Origin of the sequence: Phytobacter massiliensis JC163 (assembly GCF_000321045.1) — a bacterium.
Taxonomy (GTDB): Bacteria; Pseudomonadota; Gammaproteobacteria; order Enterobacterales; family Enterobacteriaceae; genus Phytobacter_A; species Phytobacter_A massiliensis.
The window spans coordinates 234892-252662 of the sequence record NZ_HE578945.1 but is presented as its reverse complement, the minus strand read 5'-3'; the positions used below and the strand labels follow the sequence as shown (position 1 = coordinate 252662).

Genomic DNA, 17771 nt, shown 5'->3' with positions numbered 1-17771 from the left:
CATTGTGCCTTATCCAATGACTTAATGAAACGCTGTTTTTTAACTCAATGGCGTAAGTATAGTCAATCACCGTTTACAAAATAACCATACGCGTTTCATTAAGAACAGGATTTACCCTTTTTTGACCTTAACTTACATACTCAGTTTCGTTTTTACGCCAGAAAATTTCGCCCCGCTCAGCCATTTGTAACAAAAGCTGACATGGAGTGAAACGCTCCCCGTACTGCGTTGCCAGACGCTGTAGAATAGCGACCACTTCGCTCGCGCCCAGGGTGTCCATATACCGAAATGGCCCGCCGAGAAACGGCGGAAAACCAATCCCGAAGACCGCGCCGATATCCCCATCCCGCGCGCTGCGGATCACCTGTTCATCAAAGCAGCGCGCCGCTTCGTTCAGCATCAGCATCACGCACCGTTCGGCAATCGATTCTGCCGATAAACGGCCTGTACCGGTCACGCCAATAAGCGGGTAGATAGCCGGGTCAGGCTGTTTCTTGCTTTTACGCCCTTTCGCTGCGTAAAGATAGAAACCGCGTTCATTTTTTCTGCCTTTGCGATCGTCGTTCAAAATTGCGGAAACGACAGTTGCAGGGGCGCTAAAACGGTCGCCGTAAGCGGCCTCAAGAACCGGTATAATTTTAGTCCCTGTGTCGATTCCCACTTCATCCAAAAGTTGGATTGGGCCAACCGGAAAGCCAAACTTTACTAATGCGTTATCGATGTGCTCAATGCGTTCGCCTTCGCTTAACAGGCGCATTGCCTCGCTCATGTAAGGCGCGAGAATACGGTTGACGTAAAAGCCCGCTTTGTCCGCCACTACAATCGGGGTTTTACCCTGTTTTTTTGCCAGTTTCACGATGGTCGCCACCGTGCGGGCATCCGTACCGGCGTTGGGGATGACTTCCACCAGCGGCATCTTTTCCACCGGGCTGAAAAAGTGTAAGCCGATAACGTTTTCCGGCCGGGCCGCCTTCGCGGCAATGTCGCCAATCGGCAACGAGGAAGTGTTCGAGGCGAAAATCGTATGCGGCGCGCAGTGGGCTTCGACTTCCGCTACCATCTGCTGCTTAAGCGCCAGATCCTCAAATACCGCCTCGATGACGACATCACGCCGGGCAAAACCGCTGTAGTCGGTGGTGCCGGAAATGCGCGCCATTTGCGCATCGCGCTCGGCAGCTCTGAGATGGCGGCGGCGCACCTTTTTATCAAGCTGCTGCCAGCTGTATTTCAGCGCGTGGTTGATACCCTGCGGATTAATATCCTTAATGCGAACCGGGATAGCGCCCTTGCCTGCCGTAACAAAAGCAATACCGCCCCCCATTAAACCACCGCCAAGCACGCCCACGCTGCGCAGCGGGCCCGCTTCAGCCGGGCTGCCGGGGTCTTTTTTCACTTCGGTGCTGGCGAAGAAAATGTTGCGCAGCGCCTGCGATTGCGGCGTCATCGCCAGCTGGCCGAACGCCCGCGCTTCGGCTTCATAGCCGCTGCTGCGTCCCTGGCTGAGCCCGGTCTCGATCACGTTCAGAATGCGCGGCGCCGCCGGATAGTTGCCCTGGGTTTTTTGTTCGGTTTTTTTCGCGGCCATACGAAACAACAGCGCCCTGCCAAGCGGCCCGGCAAGCAGGCGTTCACGCGCCGGCAGGCGTCGGCTGGCAGGGCGTTCCTGCTGCGCAAGCGCGGCGGCGGCCTCCAGCAGAATGGACTGCGGCACGACATCATCCACCAGCCCGGCTTTCAGCGCCTGGCGTGGACGCAGTTGTTTGCCGGTGAGGATCATCTCCAACGCCGTGCTCACGCCAATCAGGCGCGGCAGACGCTGGGTGCCGCCGGAGCCGGGCAGCAGGCCGAGTTGAACTTCCGGCAGGCCAAGCACCGTTTTGCCGTCATCGGTACAGATACGGCGATGGCAGGCCAGCGCCAGTTCAAGGCCGCCGCCAAGACAGGGGCCATGAATAGCGGCCACCACCGGAACGGTGAGCGCATGGATCTCCGCCATCACCTGCTGGCCCTGGCGGGCGAGATCTTCCGCCTCTTTTGCCGTCTGGCAGCGGTCAATCATGTTGATATCCGCGCCGGCAATAAAGTTATCCGCTTTAGCGGAGATAAACACCACGCCGCGTATGGCCCTGTTTTCCCGGATTTGTTTGAGAATGGCGCGAACCTGGCCGCCAAACTCTGCTTTGAGGGTATTCATTTTTTCGCCGGGAACGTCTATCGACACCACGGCGATATTGTCCGGGCGCACAGTCAGGGTAAATGCTGAGGTCATCTCCATTATTCCGCCTCCAGAACCATTGCCGCCCCAAGGCCCCCCGCCGCGCAGGCGGTGACAAGTCCAAAACCGCCGCCGCGACGGCGCAGTTCATTCAGCGTTTGGGTTATCATCCGCGCGCCGGTGGCCGCAAAGGGGTGACCATAGGCGATTGAACCGCCCAGTACGTTGAACTTGCTGTCGTCCACATCGCCGGTGGCCTGTTCGCGTCCCAGCACATCGCGGGCGAAACTGGCGCTCGCCAGCAGTTTCAGGTTGGTAAGGGTTTGCGAAGCGAACGCTTCATGCATATCAAACAGAGTGAGGTCCGCAAGGGTCAGGCCCGCTCTGTCCAGCGCCAGCGGCGTTGCCCAGGCCGGCCCCAGCAGCATGTCCTGCTGAACGCCAATCGCCGTAAACGCATAGCTGCGCAGGTAGCCCAGCGGCGTTAAGCCCAGTTCGCGCGCCCGGGATTCAGTCATCAGAATGACCGCCGCCGCGCCGTCGGTCAACGGGGTGCTGTTCGCCGCCGTGACCGTCCCGTGTTTGCGGTCAAACGCGGGCCGCAGCTTCGCATAGTCAGCAAGGCTGGAATTTTGCCGGACATTGTTGTCCTGAGTTAACGGGTCGCGGAACGGCGGCGCGTAAGCGGTCATCACCTCATCGGCCAGCTTGCCTTCGGCCCAGGCCTGGGCGGCAAGCTGGTGAGAACGATGGGCCAGCGCATCCTGCTCCGCGCGGCTGATGCCGTAGGTTTTCGCCATCTGCTCGGCGGTGTCTCCCATCCGCAGGCCGGTTGAATATTCGGCCACCGCGGGGGGCACAGGGAGCAGGTCTTTCAGGCGCAGGCGGGAAAAGAGCTTGAGCTTTTGCCCTGCTGAACGGGCTTTATTCGCGTCTACCAGGGTACGCGCCAGCGTTTTACTGACGCCAATCGGCAGCACGGAAGAGGAGTCCGCGCCGCCTGCAATGCCCGCGCGGATTGTGCCTGCCATCAGGCTTTCCGCCACATTCGCCACCGCCTGAAAACTGGTGGCGCAGGCACGGCTGACGCTGTAGGCGTCGGTGTGCATGCTCATGCCGGTGCCAAGCACGATTTCGCGTGCGATATTTGGCGCTTCCGGCATTTGTACAACCTGGCCAAAGACCAGTTGCTCAATGATTTCCGGCGGAATTTCGCTGCGGGCGAGTAATTCGCTCACCACCATTTTGCCGAGATCGACGGCCGGAACGCCATGAAAGGCAGTCGCCTGGCGCGCGAACGGCGTGCGTAATCCGCTGACAATGGCAATGCGGTCGCCCTGACGGGTGACAAGCGGTAATGCCTGACTCATAACGCTCCCCTGTTAACAGCATAATGCAATAAGTGGTCTGACCTGCTAACAGTCTTAACCAATTATTTACATTTAGCCAATTGGAGAGAGGCAAAATTGGGAGGTAAGGCACAGAGAAGATTGAAAAAACGCCCCCGAAGAGGGAGCGTTGACGGGACGATTAACGCAGACCAAGCTGGAAAATCAGGGTTTCTGCTTCACAGGCGAAAACAAAGTCGATATCCAGGCGCACGCCCTGCGCTTCTTCGGTGAAGTTAGCGGTGATTTGGCAAGGCTCTGATTCCACGCTGCGCGCTTTGGCCGTCAATGCTGCCAGGGTCTCTTCCGCTTCGGCACGGTTCGTAAAGACGCGGCTATAGGATGCGGTGCAATCGGAGTTGTCCATAATGGTGCCAACATCCATACAGCAGCAAACCGGGGTTTCATCAGCACTGCATTTGCTCATTGTGATTTCCTCTGAATATGCACTCAAGGTGCCAGATAAACGTTGTGCATATTTTACCCCCCTGCCCTGAGCGTCTCCAGTCGAGAATGTGATGAATGTCGCTAAGTGACCGAAATCACACTTAAAAATGATCTAAAACAAATTTCACCCATTCCGGTTAATGACGACCCTAACAATTTTGCCACCTGGATCTCGTTTCGAAGATCACATTTGAAATTTTTTAATTACAAGCTTGCAACATATTAACTGGTACGACCTATACTCTCGCCACTGGTCTGATTTCTAAGATTCATCTCAGACCCTACACTTCGCGCTCCTGTTACGCCATGTAACATAGTATTAATAAAAATAACCCGATGAGGTTTTGGTCATGAGCCAGAAAACCCGGTATACAAAAGCTGCACTCGCAGTGGCAGTGGCAATCGTCTCAACCCAGGCCTGGTCTGCAGGCTTCCAGCTCAACGAATTTTCTTCTTCTGGTCTTGGCCGTGCATATTCCGGCGAAGGCGCTATTGCGGATGATGCAGGTAACGTCAGCCGCAACCCCGCTTTGATTATGATGTTTGACCGACCGACTTTCTCGGGCGGCGCTATTTTCGTTGATCCGGATGTGGACGTAACAGGGAGTTCTATTATTGGCAACGACGCCAGCCAGGATAATATCGCGCCGACCGCATGGGTGCCGAACCTGCATTTTGTCGCGCCGATTAACGATCAGTTTGGCTGGGGGGCGTCACTGACCTCTAACTACGGTCTGGCGACTGAATTTAATAATAGCTACGCAGCGGGTTCGATGGGCGGCACTACCGACCTGGAAACGCTGAACCTCAACCTGAGCGGCGCTTACCGTCTGGATAGCCACTGGAGCTTCGGTCTGGGCTTCGACGCCATTTACGCAAAAGCGAAACTGGAGCGTTACGCAGGTGACCTGCCGCAAATTATCGGTGCGAATATTCCGGCGCTGGTACGCGCAGGCCAACTCTCCCCCGCTCAGGCCGCGGCTATTGGCTCGCAGGCTGGCGGCATCAGCCGTGACACGCAGATTGCCCGCCTGAAAGGCGACGAATGGGGCTTTGGCTGGAACGCCGGTATCCTTTATGAACTGGATAAAGACAACCGCTACGCGCTGACCTACCGCTCCGAGGTCAAGATTGATTTTGATGGCGATTACAAGAGCAACCTGCCGCCAACGCTGAACCCGATCAACGCCGCGCTGGGCCTGGGCCTGCCTTATGGCACCGGCGGCTCCACCATTGATGGTTCACTGTCGCTGAACCTGCCGGAAATGTGGGAAGTGTCAGGCTATAACCGCGTTGCGCCGCAGTGGGCGATTCACTACAGCCTGGCCTATACCAGCTGGAGCCAGTTCCAGGAGCTGAAAGCGAAAAACAACGGCGACACGCTGTTCTATAAAGATGAAGGCTTTAAGGATTCGTACCGCATTGCATTAGGGACCACTTATTATATGGATGATAACTGGACCTTCCGCAGCGGTATTGCCTTCGATGACAGCCCGGTTCCGGCGGAAAAACGCTCTATCTCGATTCCTGACCAGGATCGCCTGTGGCTGAGCGCCGGTACGACCTACGCCTTCAATAAAGATGCTTCTGTCGACCTGGGCGTCTCTTATATGCACGGTCAGAAAGTTGAGTTCACCGAAGGTCCGTATACCTTTAAATCGGAAGGTCATGCGTGGCTCTACGGCGTGAACTTTAACTACGCGTTCTGATAAAAAAGTAGCCCGGATAAGGCGTATTAGCCGCATCCGGGAATCCTGGATGCAGATGAGAAAAAGGTGAGCTTCGCGCTCACCTTTTCTTTTATTCGGAATCGATATCCTTAAGATCGTCCTGAATCGCCTGGGCGTTCGGGTTCTCTTCTGGTTTTAGCTCGCCGCCGTTGGCGATAAAGTCGTGGCGCTGGAAGTAGGCTTCGCGCACCAGAATATACGGGTCGGAAGACTGGCGCAGCAGGCCGTCGGAATCGAGCAGCTGCGCACGAGATTCAATGCCCTCAACCGTCCATTTACCCACCGACAGCGGCCATGTCAGCCATGAGAGCACCGGATAGAGCGTATCCACCATATCGCCGCCGTCTTCACGCAGCGTAAAGCTGCCGTAGAAAGGCAACTGCACATAGGGGCCATATCCCATTCCATAATGGCCCAGCGTGCTGCCGAAACGGTGCGGCTCAACGCGCTGCAGCTTAGGATTCGACAACCCCGCCACATCCATAAAGCCGCCCATACCCAGCAGCGTATTAAGGAAGAAACGGGTGAAGTGCACCATTCCCTGATAGGGGTCGCCCTGCAGGAAATAGTTCACCATGATGGCAGGTTCTTCAAGGTTGCTGGTGAAGTTGCTCAGCCAGTTCCGTGCCGGTTGCGGCACATAATCCCGCCAGGCTACCGCCACAGGGCGCAGAACATAAGGGTCCAGCACATTGAAGTTAAAGTTGTACATGGTGCGGTTAAACGGCTCCAGCGGATCCGAACGCCCCTGCGTCTCTCCTGAACTGGCGCAGCCAGCCAACAATGTGGTTGCCAGCGCAAGCGCCGACAGGCGGAATTTCATAGATGTCTCCCTGAAAAAACGGCCTCTGCCGAAGGCTATTTATGCGGACCCAAACAGTAGCGGCTCTACTTTGCCGCTTGCAATATGCAACGCATTGTATCAGCGCACATTGCTGTGTCTACGCAACGGATTAAGCGCAATTCAGCATAGCCTTAAATTGGCACGCCGGTCCGTAACAATTTTATACAATCTTTGCCGCTTTCGTATGGCGATTATTGCCATCAAGGCAAATTAAGATTTCATCGCCCTCAGAATCGACTAAAAGCCGCTACGCTTAAGCCATGTGATGCAATGTATGACGGGATCCACATGGACGATATCAAAGAAGAAAAAATCGACAAACACAGCGAAGAGATTGAAGTAGAGAGCGAAGAGAAAGAGCAAGGTGAAGATATTGAGGTGGATGAAGAACGCCTTCCCTCCCGGGCGATGGCGATTCACGAACATATCCGTCAGGATGGTGAAAAAGAGCTGGAACGCGACGCGATGGCGCTGTTCTGGTCAGCGATTGCGGCAGGGCTGTCTATGGGGGCTTCCCTGCTGGCAAAAGGCATTTTTCACGTCCAGCTTGAAGGCATTCCCGGCGCATTCGTGCTGGAAAACTTAGGCTACACCTTTGGCTTTATTATTGTCATCATGGCCCGCCAGCAGCTGTTTACCGAAAATACCGTCACGGCGGTACTGCCGGTGATGCAGACGCCGTCATGGGTCAATTTTGGCCTGATGATGCGCTTATGGAGCGTGGTGCTGCTTGGCAACCTGGTGGGCACCGGTATTGCGGCATGGGCGTTTGAATATATGCCGATATTCGACGAGCCGACGCGAGACGCGTTTGTCAAAATCGGTATGGACGTGATGAAAAATACGCCGCTGGAGATGTTCTCTAACGCCATCATCTCCGGCTGGTTAATCGCGACCATGGTGTGGATGTTTCCTTCCGCCGGTTCAGCGAAGATTTTCGTCATCATTCTGATGACCTGGCTTATCGCGCTGGGCGATACCACCCATATCGTCGTGGGCGCGGTAGAGATTTTTTATCTTATCTTTAACGGCAACATTCACTGGAGTGAGTTCCTCTGGCCCTTTGCCCTGCCCACGCTGGCCGGCAATATTTGCGGCGGCACCTTTATCTTCGCGCTGCTGAGCCACGCGCAGATCCGTAACGATATGATTAACGCGCGCAAAGCCGAGGCGAAAGCCAAAGCGAAGGAAGCAGAAAAAACCGCCAGGCGGAGAAAAATCAGGCATAGTGGCGACGGTTTAACCACTTGGCAGCAGGTAAGCTTAACGCAAAGACGATTTAACGTTATACTCCTGCCGCCTCGTCCCCTTAGTTAAATGGATATAACGAGCCCCTCCTAAGGGCTAGTTGCAGGTTCGATTCCTGCAGGGGACACCATGACCTCTCTTATTCCACCGCCATAAATCCCGCGCTGTAAAAACGTTGAGCCGTTTTTCATATTCACCCGTCTCCAGCGAATAGCACCTCACGTTAGGCGCAAATTAATATCAGAGCGTCATCATCATTTCATGCCACGCCATGCCACCGTGATCGGAGGAAGAGGGTTTGATATAGCGATAGCCAAAATGCGCATAGAGATCGATATGACGATCTTTGCACATTAAATGGATGGTCTTTTTACCCATACTTTTCATTTGCGCGATAAACTCACGCATCAGCAGAGAAGCGTAGCCTTTCCCCTGAAAATCTGGATGAACAACAACGGACATGATCACCGCGTTAGGTGCCGCAGGATCGTGCCCGACAAGTTCTTTAAACTCTTCGTCCGACATCACCACTTCCCACGCGCAGCCTGCGTTAATAAAACCGATGATCTCATCGTCAAGGGTCATACAAAGGAACCCTTCTGGATACAGGTTGATACGGGTAGCGATCTTTTCCCGCGTCGCCGCTTCATCCCCTTCGTAAGACGTTATTTCGATATCAAAACAGCGATCGGTATCAGCAGGCGTCGCACGGCGGAAGACAGGTGTAGACATTCTTAATCCTCATCATTATTCAAATTGGCAGGACGATTTTACCTGCTATCAAACATGTTTACGCTGCATTCTATGCAATAATAAAATGCACAATGTACATTTCAGAGAGTGCCGGGACGCTGAACGCTATGCATGCTGCGTTAAGAAAACTTGATATGAATCTGCTGCTGGTCTTCGATTCGCTCTACCGACACAGGAGTGTGACCGGGGCCGCCAGTGAGCTCGCACTGAGCCCGTCCGCATTAAGCCATGCATTGAACCGCCTGCGGGCCTCGCTGGACGATCCGCTTTTTATCCGCTCAGGCGGGGGGATGGTGCCAACGGCAAAAGCGGCAAGCATTGCCGCCCGGGTTGCCGCAGCGCTCGGCAGTCTGTCATCTTGTCTTTACGAACACCCCAGTTTTGAGCCTGCCAGCAGTACCGAAACATTTACTTTTGCTGCCACCGACTATACTGCTGCGGTTATTTTGCCGCCGCTTATTTCCCGCATTAACCATCAGGCGCCGGGGATCACCATTAAGCTTCTCTATTCCCGTGACTTCAATGCCGACGAAGATCTGCTATCGGGTAAGGTGGATTTTGCGCTAGGTTTTGAAGAGGAACCCAGGCTCTCTCGCCGCGGCATAGACGCCATTAACTGCTTCACTGATGATTATGTCGTTGCAGTGCGTAAGGGCCATCCGGTCATTAGCGATAGCCTGAGCCGTGAACGCTATCTTGAAGCGGGCCATGTTGTGGTCAGCCCCTGGATGGAATCCCGTGGCGCGATCGATCGCTTTCTGGAAAAACAGCAGGTCAGGCGTCGGATTATGGTGGAATTACCCAGCCTGATGATTGCCCCTATCATCGTGGCACGCACCGATTTGATTATCACGTTACCCAAACGTGGAATTGCCTCTATTTTCGATATGAAAGACCTCGTGGTCTTTACGCCGCCCTTTCCGACACCGCAATATATGCTGAGGGTATATTACAGTGCGGTATTGAGCGCCGCCCCGTCCCATCAGTGGATGAAAGAACAAATTATCGCCCTTTGCGCCTCTGATTACCCATAACCTACGAATGATATATTTACGTGGTGAATAATACCGCTGCTGCTTTTTTATACCTTGTCATTTACTGCTAATAGCATCCATAGACACAACCTCACAGGTCCCAATCAAGTACTCTCCTGCCTTAAGAATTTAAGGAATATCTCAATTCCGTAACAAGCATCGAGATACGCCTGCAAAATAACCAACGGAGAAAGCAAATGAAAAAGCTCATCATTCTTATGGCGTTAATTACGCCCTGGTCAGCATTCGCAGGGGTTATTTTTCACCCGGTAGAACGCGCGGCGGTGGTGGCGAATTCCGATCACCCGGTTGCCGCTGTTGCGGCTACGGCAGAGGCAAGAAACCGCCGCGCAGCAAGGGTGGATGCGGTTAACTGTAACGATGGTCACTGCGTACAGCGCGGCAACGTTGTTCGGTAGGTATATCCTGCCCTGACCAACACTCCCGCGGGCAATTAGCTACCGCTTTGCAAAGCTATCCTGCGGGTTAATCTCTCTTCAGAGTCTGCAGGAGACGCTATAACTTTCCCCGCCTCTATAAGATTAACCGTGCAATATAAGACGAAACCTTAATTTTTTAGCAGGCTATTACTGAATAATAGCACCTATAATCACAATAAAATTATGATTATCCCCTAACCTCCTGGCAGGAAATTTGTGTAAGAGTATAAAATCGACGTGCTAGCAATCTCTTCTATCAAATGTATTAATAACCCATAACTAACCTGGTTTATTAATGTTAAAATTATTTAGCCGATATGTTTCGGTTGGCGTTATAAACACAGCTTTGCACTGGTTATGCTTTGGTGCGCTTTTCCATTTTTTCGGTGCAAACCAGGCGGTCTCTAACCTGGTGGCGTTCTGTATCGCGGTGACATTTAGTTTCTTTGCTAACGCCAGATGGACGTTTAAAACGAAAGCGACATCAGTGCGCTATATCGCATTTGTCGTTTTTATGGGCATATTGGCGACGCTGACAGGCTTTATCGCCGATGCGTTCAATGCCCCTCCTGTTGTTACGTTGATTGTTTTTTCCGGGTTCAGTCTGGTGGCTGGTTTTATCTATTCCAGGTTCATTGTCTTTAGGGATGCGAAATGAACATTTCTCTGATCGTTCCTGTTTTTAATGAAGAGGAAGCCATTCCTGTCTTCTATCAGGCCGTTCGTGAATTTGAACCACTTAAACAGCATCAAGTGGAAATAGTTTTCATTAACGACGGCAGTAAAGATTCTACGGAATCCATTATTAATGCGCTGGCAACCGCAGACCCGCTGGTGGTGCCTCTTTCGTTCACGCGTAATTTTGGCAAAGAGCCAGCGCTCTTTGCCGGGCTTGACCATGCGACAGGCGACGCCGTTATACCTATAGATGTTGATTTGCAGGATCCTATAGAAGTGATTCCGCATCTCATCGAGAAATGGCAAGCCGGCGCGGATATGGTGCTGGCCAAGCGTGCAGACCGCTCTACCGACTGCAGAATGAAGCGCAAAACGGCAGAGTGGTTTTATAAGTTACACAACAAGATCAGTAATCCGCAGATTGAGGAAAACGTAGGCGACTTCCGTTTGATGTCGCGCGAAGTGGTAGAAAACATCAAGCGGATGCCGGAGCGCAACCTGTTTATGAAGGGTGTGCTGAGCTGGGTGGGTGGCCGTACGGATGTGGTTGAGTATGCCCGGGCAGAACGCGTAGCGGGCAGTTCTAAATTTAATGGATGGAAGCTATGGAATCTGGCGCTTGAGGGTATCACCAGCTTTTCCACTTTTCCGCTGCGCATGTGGACTTATATTGGTCTGCTGGTGGCAGGGCTGGCGTTCATTTATGGCGCGTATATGGTAGTCGAGACGTTACTTTTTGGTAATCCGGTACATGGTTACCCATCGATTCTGGTCTCCATACTTTTCCTTGGCGGCATCCAGCTTATCGGCATTGGGGTGCTGGGTGAGTATATTGGCAGGATTTATATTGAGACTAAGGGCAGGCCGAGATATATAATTTCTCGCTCGAAGGTGAATAATAATGAAACAACGAAATAAAGCAGAAACTCTACTTAGCTGGATCGCTCTCTTTGTGATTACCTTTTGTATAATAGCTTCAAGGAGACCAGATATCATCTTTAACCCCCAACCGTGGGCGGAAGATGGGAAAATTTGGCTTGAAAGTATTTATAATAACGGATTCTGGAGCTCAATATATCTTCCACAGAATGGCTATTACCAGACCATCTCTCGCTTAAGTTATGGTATCGCAATAATTTTCGGCATCTCTAAAGCTGCACTGGTAGCAAACATGATTGCGATCAGCATAAGGTGTTTCTTTATTCTATTTATACTTTCGCAGCGTTTATCATTTATCAAAATTCAGTATCGAATTGTTGCTGTTGTTTATTTTCTAACCATGCCGAACCTGTGGGAAGGGTATGTTAACATTACCAACGCTCACTGGTACCTGTCGCTGTATCTGATGGCAGTAGTGCTTGCAGATGATGCGAATAGCCGCTCATGGAAAATTCATGATTTTACTCTACTCATAATCAGCTCATTGAGTGGGCCATTCGTGGTGTTTATCGCTCCCTGCCTGATATTAAAAAGAATTTCACAACGCGGTGGGATAATTAATGCAATCAAAGGCATTAATGCTTTTGATATCACTATGGCTGTCTGCTGTGTTATTCAGGTAGCAGCAATTCTTATATCCTCAGATACAGGAAGGTCCCCGGCTCCGCTTGGTGCAACCTTTAGTTTACTTGTGGATATAATCGGCTATAGAGTCGTTGGCGGTTCCTTCTTTCCAAATGATTATATTACTAGAATGGGGGGAAGGCATGAGCTCAATATTATCCTCTGCGCGGCATTAGTCCTGACTATGATCTGCTTGCTGTGGAAATCCGACTGGCGGTATAAATCAGCCGTTTTATTCCCCGTGCTGATGCTTGGTTTTGCCCTTGCGAAACCCATGATAAGCCTTGACCAACCACAATGGCCCCCTTTGCTTGTTCCTGGTGTAGGCGAGCGCTATTTCTTTATCACAAATTTTTCCTTTTTCTGCCTGATATTGTTTGTGGTTAACAAAATCAGTAAAGGATCAAATATTCCTTTATTAATCCTGGCTATTGTGACAACGCCGTTTATGCTCAGGGGATACACCATTCCACCAATGGCAGAAGTGGGTTACCGTCAGGATATAAAAACGTTTTCCGGGCTGGCATCAGGCGAATCAATGCAGATCCATATCAATCCTCCAGGATGGACAATGGAGCTCAGGAAGCATTAATTTGGGGCGATTTTACCCTGCTGCGCATATTTCCCCGACGGCACACCGACATAGCGGGTAAACGCCACGCTGAATGCGCTCGCTGAGTTATAGCCTGTGCGCTCTGCAATCCCGGCCATGCTGGTATCACGCTGGTTAAGCAGCTGCATCGCGAGGGTCATTCGCCAGGAGAGCAGATAAGCCATTGGCGTTACGCCCGTCAGCGCGGTAAAACGCGCGAATAGCGCCGAGCGCGATAAGGCGCAGCGCTCGGCCAGCGCCTTTACCGTCCAGCGTTTTGCTGGCTCCTGATGCATCAGCCGTATCGCCTGTGCGATACGGGCATCGGAGAGGCCGCGCATCAGACCGGGAGTCGCGAGCGTGCCGGTAGCGCGAATGGCCTCAATAAAGAGCAGTTCTATAATGCGCGTCAGCACCATCTCCTTTCCGGAGCGCCGGGCCTGCGCTTCATCCTTTAATAATTGCAGAAGTAAGCCAAGGCGCGGTTCATTACGCACCAGCACAAACGCTGGCAGCAGAGAAACCAGCAGGTTTGCGTTCGAAGCATCCGCCGCGCAGTGGCCTATAAGCGCCACCATCTCAACCGCATCATGCTGGCTTCCCAGCCGGAAATGCCCCGGCGAGGTTTCAACGGGCGTTGTGGTTGCATCGTGGAAGGCAGGAGGTGCGAGGCTCGTCATGGCGAAGTTGTACGCTGCCGGTATCAGAATAAAATCCCCTGCGACCAGCGTGAGCGGCTCATGGCCTTCAATTTCCAGACGGCATGCGCCTTCCAGGATAGCGCAGTAAAAGGACTGCCCGTAATCGGAACGCCGCACACGCCACTCCCCTGCCCCGGTGACCGTTTTAGAGAGCACGGCCCTGAGTTTTAACATGGTAATGACGTCGGCTAAGGGATCGCTCATACCTGGACTCCTGCTAATAAAGTGCGGACTGCTGAATATATATCGTCCAGCCCTGTTGACCTATTGTAGATGTCGGGCACGCAACTTACCGAGGTCAATATGAAAACAGTAATGATTACCGGCTGCTCATCCGGTTTTGGTCTGGAAACCGCACGGTATTTCCTGGCGCAGGGCTGGCGAGTAATAGCAACAATGCGAACACCGCAGGAGAACCTGCTGCCGCGCAGCGAAAATCTCTCCGTGCTGGCGCTGGATATCACCCGTAAAGAGAGCATAGAACAGGCTCTCGCCGGGACAGGCGATATCGACGTACTGGTTAACAACGCGGGCGTCGGCATGTTAAACGCCCTGGAAGGGGTTTCTCTTGACGCTATTAACGAGGTTTTCGCCACCAACACCATCGGAACGATGGCATTGATCCAGGCGATACTTCCCCGGTTCCGGCAGCGTCGTGCCGGGGTCATTATCAATGTGACCTCTGCGGTAACGATAGCCCCGATGCCGCTGCTCTCGGTCTATACCGCCAGCAAGGCAGCGATTAATGCCTTCACCGAGTCTCTGGCCCTGGAGGTAAGCCCGTTTAATATCCGGGTTGGTCTGGTACTGCCGGGGCGGTCGCCCTCTACCCGTTTCGGTGAAAACGCCAGACGTATCATGGGAAGCGTGCCGCAGGCCTATGCGCCGTTGAGCCAGCGCATTTTTGCCAGTGTACAGGCGGACGACCCGGTAACCCGGCCGGAGGACGTCGCGCAAGCGATATGGCAAATGGCAAACGACCCGACAGTGCCGATGCGTCTGCCTGCCGGAGCGGATGCAAAAGCCATGGCGGACAAACACGCTGTGGCATAAAAAAAGCGGGCTTCCCCATTTTTAGGTCGAAGCCCCTTTTCCGATCCCCACGCTTTTAAGCGCACTCCCAAAGCGCCATAACTGTGCTCCGCCTCACAAAATAACCTTGTAATTCAACAGCGAAACTAACGCCTGTAACACGCTTATAACGCGTCGCTCAACGCTAATTTATAACTGAGAGAAATCATTGTGTCGCCAAAGCCCGACACTCTGTAAGTGACGGATATTATTTAGAAAAATGCCGCTTGTAAGGGGGAAAAATTAAGCGTACATTAGCGCCGTCTGGTGCACTTTGCGCGACGAATTCAGGGGTGGAACCGGAGCCCGAAGCGAGAAAATTCTCATTTTGACGGTGGCGGAGTTTCATCTCTCTATACTCAGTCCTGATGGTCATTAATGCACACGTTGTGTGCGGAGCGATGAACGTGAAATATTTCTTTATGGGCATTTCGGTGATGGTCATTGTTTGGGCCGGCACGTTCGCCCTGATGATCTGAGCAACCCTGACGGGTAGAAAAACAGGAGCCAAATGGCTCCTGTTTCGTTATCAGGCCCCGTCTTCGATGGCCGTTTTGGTCGCCGCCGGAAGAAGTCCGTCGGCGCGGAACATGGCTTTTATGCCTCTTACCGCCTGGCGGATGCGGTCGCGGTTTTCAATCAGCGCGAAACGCACGTGCGTGTCGCCATAGTCGCCAAAGCCGATCCCCGGCGAAACGCAGACCTTAGCGTCCCGCAGCATCTTTTTCGCAAACTCCAGCGACCCCATAGCGGCGTACTGTTCGGGGATTTTCGCCCAGACATACATTGATGCTTTCGGCATCTCTACCATCCAGCCCGCTTCATGCAGCCCTTTCACCAGTACATCGCGACGGCGCTTATACTGCGCGGCAATATCCCGCACGCACTGCTGATCGCCCTCCAGCGCCGCTATCGCCGCCACCTGCAATGGCGTAAATGTGCCGTAGTCGTGGTAACTCTTAATCCGCGCCAGCGCGTTGACCAGCGTTTTGTTGCCCACCATAAAGCCGATACGCCAGCCGGCCATATTGTAACTTTTAGAGAGCGTAAAGAACTCCACCGCCACGTCGCGCGCGCCGGGCACCTGCATAATTGATGGCGCTTTCCAGCCGTCAAAGACGATATCGGCGTAGGCCAGATCGTGAACCACCAGCACATCGTACCGTTTAGCCAGCGCCACCACTTTCTCGAAGAACTCCAGTTCAACGCACTGCGCGGTCGGGTTAGAGGGAAAGCCCAGGATCATCATCTTCGGCTTGGGATAGCTTTCGCGGATCGCGCGCTCCAGCTCATTGAAAAAGTCGACCCCTTCTACCAGCGGTACAGAGCGCACCTGCGCGCCGGCAATGACCGCGCCGTAGATATGAATGGGATAACTGGGATTGGGCACCAGCACTGTGTCGCCATGATCCAGCGTCGCCAGCATCAGGTGCGCCAGCCCCTCTTTCGAACCAATAGTCACAATGGCTTCGCTTTCAGGATCGATGTCCACCTGGTAGCGATCCTGATACCAGCGGGAGATTGCCCGGCGTAAACGTGGGATACCGCGAGAGGTGGAATAACCGTGGGTATCAGGCCGCTGGGCCACGGTACAGAGTTTTTCAACAATGTGTGGCGGGGTTGCGCCATCAGGGTTGCCCATACTGAAATCGATAATATCTTCGCCGCGCCGCCGCGCAGCCATTTTCAGTTCAGCGGTGATGTTGAAAACATAAGGGGGGAGACGATCAATACGCGTAAAACGGCGTTCAGGACTGAACTCAGCCATATATACCTCAAAACGTTAGCGCCCGGACCGTCCGAGCGACGCCGCCACAGGAATGTGGCGCTCAATGAAAATAGCCTGAATAAAAAGCGGCTGTCGAGAGGGTAAGCAAAATAAAGTTACATTTTTAAAAGAGGAAATTAAAAATTAGAAACAAAATAAACGGGTAGCTTAAACGCAAACAACATTACAAACCTTAACACATTGATATCATAATAATTACCTTCCACCGCGTGGCTTTTGCTGTTTTAGCGGCATTTCTCGCCTCTGGACTCAATCCCCTTTTAGGGAAGGGGTTTTTCCTCATTGCCTGTCTTTCGTACCTGACTGGCCTTCTGCGGCGATGTTTTTTATCATAGCTTTTTCACGCTATTTACATGAGTCCCCCGTGCACCAAATATTCGACATGCTGCTGGCGGTTTTCGATCGCGCGGCGCTGATGCTGATTTGTCTTTTCTTTCTGATCCGCATCCGCCTGTTTCGCGAGCTGCTGCATAAAGCGGCGCACACGCCGAAAGAGCTCCTTGGCGTCACCGCAATCTTTTCTCTGTTTGCCCTGTTCAGCACCTGGTCGGGCGTGCCGGTGGAAGGCTCGCTGGTTAATGTGCGTATTATTGCGGTGATGTCCGGCGGCATTTTATTCGGCCCCTGGGTGGGCATCATTACCGGCATCATCGCCGGGACACATCGTTATCTTATTGATATCGGCGGCGTGACCGCCGTACCCTGCTTTATCACCAGCATTGTCGCCGGGGTGTTGTCCGGCTGGATAAATCGTAAAATCCCTAAAGCCCGCCACTGGCGCGCAGGCATTCTCGCCGGAATGGCGTGTGAAACCCTGACCATGACGCTGGTGGTGCTGTGGGCGCCCACCACCGCGCTGGGGCTGGATATTGTGTCGAAAATTGGCGTGCCGATGATCCTGGGCAGCGTCTGTATAGGCTTTATTGTTCTGCTAGTGCAGAGCGTGGAAGGGGAAAAAGAGGCTATCGCCGGGCGACAGGCCAAACTGGCGCTCGATATCGCCAATAAAACGCTCCCGCTCTTTCGTGATGTGAATAGCGAATCCCTGCGCCAGGTGTGCGACATTATTCGTCATGATATTAACGCGGACGCGGTTGCCATCACCAACACCGCACGGGTGCTGGCCTATGTTGGCGTCGGTGAAGAAAATTACCACAGCAGTGACGACGACATCAGCCCGACAACGCGACATGCTATCGATCGCGGCGAGATTATTATTAAAAACAACGATGAGGCTCATCGTACCCCGGAAATTCACTCCATGCTGGTGATCCCGCT

Annotated in this window: 17 protein-coding genes and 1 tRNA gene; 11 read left to right on the top strand and 7 right to left on the bottom strand. The window is 53.0% G+C overall.

What is annotated here, in order from left to right; translation table 11 throughout:
* Positions 1–127: 127 nt before the first annotated feature.
* The 3 genes from fadJ to ENTHG_RS01450 all read right to left on the bottom strand — a co-directional run bounded on the left by fadJ (position 128) and on the right by ENTHG_RS01450 (position 4030).
* Positions 128–2275, bottom strand: a complete 2148-nt coding sequence (fadJ, locus tag ENTHG_RS01460; protein WP_044172692.1) for a fatty acid oxidation complex subunit alpha FadJ — start codon at positions 2273–2275, stop codon at positions 128–130.
* The gene (fadI, locus tag ENTHG_RS01455; protein WP_044172689.1) at positions 2275–3585 is read right to left on the bottom strand and encodes an acetyl-CoA C-acyltransferase FadI; all 1311 of its coding nucleotides are present in this window, start codon (positions 3583–3585) and stop codon (positions 2275–2277) included. The genes fadJ and fadI overlap by 1 nt, the downstream gene beginning before the upstream one ends.
* Positions 3586–3745: 160 nt before the next feature.
* The gene (locus ENTHG_RS01450) at positions 3746–4030 is read right to left on the bottom strand and encodes a YfcZ/YiiS family protein (protein ID WP_044172686.1); all 285 of its coding nucleotides are present in this window, start codon (positions 4028–4030) and stop codon (positions 3746–3748) included.
* Between the two features lie 370 nt (positions 4031–4400).
* Between ENTHG_RS01450 and fadL the strand changes: the two genes are divergently transcribed.
* Positions 4401–5759 carry a long-chain fatty acid transporter FadL gene (gene fadL, locus ENTHG_RS01445; RefSeq protein ID WP_044172685.1) on the top strand — a complete coding sequence of 453 codons (1359 nt, stop codon included), beginning with the start codon at positions 4401–4403 and terminating at the stop codon, positions 5757–5759.
* Between the two features lie 91 nt (positions 5760–5850).
* Here the strand turns inward: fadL and mlaA are convergent, their stop codons facing one another.
* Positions 5851–6603 carry a phospholipid-binding lipoprotein MlaA gene (mlaA, locus tag ENTHG_RS01440; protein ID WP_044172682.1) on the bottom strand — a complete coding sequence of 251 codons (753 nt, stop codon included), beginning with the start codon at positions 6601–6603 and terminating at the stop codon, positions 5851–5853.
* 309 nt (positions 6604–6912) lie between these two features.
* Here mlaA and ENTHG_RS01435 point away from each other — a divergent pair, with 309 nt between their 5' ends.
* The gene (locus ENTHG_RS01435; protein ID WP_081653570.1) at positions 6913–7941 is read left to right on the top strand and encodes a formate/nitrite transporter family protein; all 1029 of its coding nucleotides are present in this window, start codon (positions 6913–6915) and stop codon (positions 7939–7941) included.
* Positions 7928–8002 (top strand) — tRNA-Arg (locus tag ENTHG_RS01430). Before ENTHG_RS01435 ends, ENTHG_RS01430 begins: the two co-directional genes overlap by 14 nt.
* Before the next feature lie 110 nt (positions 8003–8112).
* Here the strand turns inward: ENTHG_RS01430 and ENTHG_RS01425 are convergent.
* A complete protein-coding gene (locus ENTHG_RS01425; RefSeq protein ID WP_044172679.1) occupies positions 8113–8604 on the bottom strand; it encodes a GNAT family N-acetyltransferase in 492 nt (163 codons plus the stop codon).
* A gap of 155 nt (positions 8605–8759) precedes the next feature.
* Between ENTHG_RS01425 and ENTHG_RS01420 the strand changes: the two genes are divergently transcribed.
* The 5 genes from ENTHG_RS01420 to ENTHG_RS01400 all read left to right on the top strand — a co-directional run bounded on the left by ENTHG_RS01420 (position 8760) and on the right by ENTHG_RS01400 (position 12932).
* Entirely contained in the window at positions 8760–9659 is a 900-nt protein-coding gene (locus tag ENTHG_RS01420; RefSeq protein WP_052332657.1) for a LysR family transcriptional regulator, read from the top strand.
* Positions 9660–9856: 197 nt separating this feature from the next.
* Positions 9857–10078, top strand: coding sequence for a hypothetical protein (locus ENTHG_RS01415; RefSeq protein ID WP_044172672.1), 222 nt, complete (start codon positions 9857–9859; stop codon positions 10076–10078).
* Between the two features lie 316 nt (positions 10079–10394).
* Entirely contained in the window at positions 10395–10757 is a 363-nt protein-coding gene (locus tag ENTHG_RS01410) for a GtrA family protein (protein ID WP_044172670.1), read from the top strand.
* Positions 10754–11695: a glycosyltransferase family 2 protein gene (locus tag ENTHG_RS01405; RefSeq protein WP_044172667.1), complete on the top strand. Its 942-nt coding sequence runs from the start codon at positions 10754–10756 to the stop codon at positions 11693–11695. The genes ENTHG_RS01410 and ENTHG_RS01405 overlap by 4 nt, the downstream gene beginning before the upstream one ends.
* On the top strand, positions 11679–12932 hold the full coding sequence (locus tag ENTHG_RS01400; RefSeq protein ID WP_044172664.1) for a hypothetical protein: 1254 nt from the start codon (positions 11679–11681) through the stop codon (positions 12930–12932). Before ENTHG_RS01405 ends, ENTHG_RS01400 begins: the two co-directional genes overlap by 17 nt.
* Here the strand turns inward: ENTHG_RS01400 and ENTHG_RS01395 are convergent.
* Positions 12929–13837, bottom strand: coding sequence for an AraC family transcriptional regulator (locus ENTHG_RS01395; RefSeq protein ID WP_044172661.1), 909 nt, complete (start codon positions 13835–13837; stop codon positions 12929–12931). The two genes, ENTHG_RS01400 and ENTHG_RS01395, sit on opposite strands and share 4 nt — an antisense overlap.
* Before the next feature lie 99 nt (positions 13838–13936).
* On the opposite strand from ENTHG_RS01395, the gene ENTHG_RS01390 reads away from it, so the two are divergent.
* Together ENTHG_RS01390 and ypdK are read left to right on the top strand one after the other, a co-directional pair.
* Positions 13937–14686, top strand: a complete 750-nt coding sequence (locus ENTHG_RS01390; protein ID WP_044178856.1) for an SDR family oxidoreductase — start codon at positions 13937–13939, stop codon at positions 14684–14686.
* 425 nt (positions 14687–15111) lie between these two features.
* Positions 15112–15183, top strand: coding sequence for a membrane protein YpdK (ypdK, locus tag ENTHG_RS24935; RefSeq protein ID WP_099458783.1), 72 nt, complete (start codon positions 15112–15114; stop codon positions 15181–15183).
* A gap of 50 nt (positions 15184–15233) precedes the next feature.
* Here the strand turns inward: ypdK and alaC are convergent, their stop codons facing one another.
* Positions 15234–16472: an alanine transaminase gene (alaC, locus tag ENTHG_RS01380; RefSeq protein WP_044172655.1), complete on the bottom strand. Its 1239-nt coding sequence runs from the start codon at positions 16470–16472 to the stop codon at positions 15234–15236.
* 385 nt (positions 16473–16857) lie between these two features.
* Between alaC and ENTHG_RS01375 the strand changes: the two genes are divergently transcribed.
* The coding region (locus tag ENTHG_RS01375) for a LytS/YhcK type 5TM receptor domain-containing protein (protein ID WP_044178853.1) at positions 16858–17771 on the top strand (914 nt) is incomplete at its 3' end.

Excerpts from the sequence above, each read along its gene's own strand:
- fadJ (WP_044172692.1), bottom strand. The coding sequence starts at position 2,275 with ATGGAGATGACCTCAGCATTTACCCTGACTGTGCGCCCGGACAATATC.
- fadI (WP_044172689.1), bottom strand. The coding sequence starts at position 3,585 with ATGAGTCAGGCATTACCGCTTGTCACCCGTCAGGGCGACCGCATTGCC.
- ENTHG_RS01450 (WP_044172686.1), bottom strand. The coding sequence starts at position 4,030 with ATGAGCAAATGCAGTGCTGATGAAACCCCGGTTTGCTGCTGTATGGAT.
- fadL (WP_044172685.1), top strand. The coding sequence starts at position 4,401 with ATGAGCCAGAAAACCCGGTATACAAAAGCTGCACTCGCAGTGGCAGTG.
- mlaA (WP_044172682.1), bottom strand. The coding sequence starts at position 6,603 with ATGAAATTCCGCCTGTCGGCGCTTGCGCTGGCAACCACATTGTTGGCT.
- ENTHG_RS01435 (WP_081653570.1), top strand. The coding sequence starts at position 6,913 with ATGGACGATATCAAAGAAGAAAAAATCGACAAACACAGCGAAGAGATT.
- ENTHG_RS01425 (WP_044172679.1), bottom strand. The coding sequence starts at position 8,604 with ATGTCTACACCTGTCTTCCGCCGTGCGACGCCTGCTGATACCGATCGC.
- ENTHG_RS01420 (WP_052332657.1), top strand. The coding sequence starts at position 8,760 with ATGAATCTGCTGCTGGTCTTCGATTCGCTCTACCGACACAGGAGTGTG.
- ENTHG_RS01415 (WP_044172672.1), top strand. The coding sequence starts at position 9,857 with ATGAAAAAGCTCATCATTCTTATGGCGTTAATTACGCCCTGGTCAGCA.
- ENTHG_RS01410 (WP_044172670.1), top strand. The coding sequence starts at position 10,395 with ATGTTAAAATTATTTAGCCGATATGTTTCGGTTGGCGTTATAAACACA.
- ENTHG_RS01405 (WP_044172667.1), top strand. The coding sequence starts at position 10,754 with ATGAACATTTCTCTGATCGTTCCTGTTTTTAATGAAGAGGAAGCCATT.
- ENTHG_RS01400 (WP_044172664.1), top strand. The coding sequence starts at position 11,679 with ATGAAACAACGAAATAAAGCAGAAACTCTACTTAGCTGGATCGCTCTC.
- ENTHG_RS01395 (WP_044172661.1), bottom strand. The coding sequence starts at position 13,837 with ATGAGCGATCCCTTAGCCGACGTCATTACCATGTTAAAACTCAGGGCC.
- ENTHG_RS01390 (WP_044178856.1), top strand. The coding sequence starts at position 13,937 with ATGAAAACAGTAATGATTACCGGCTGCTCATCCGGTTTTGGTCTGGAA.
- alaC (WP_044172655.1), bottom strand. The coding sequence starts at position 16,472 with ATGGCTGAGTTCAGTCCTGAACGCCGTTTTACGCGTATTGATCGTCTC.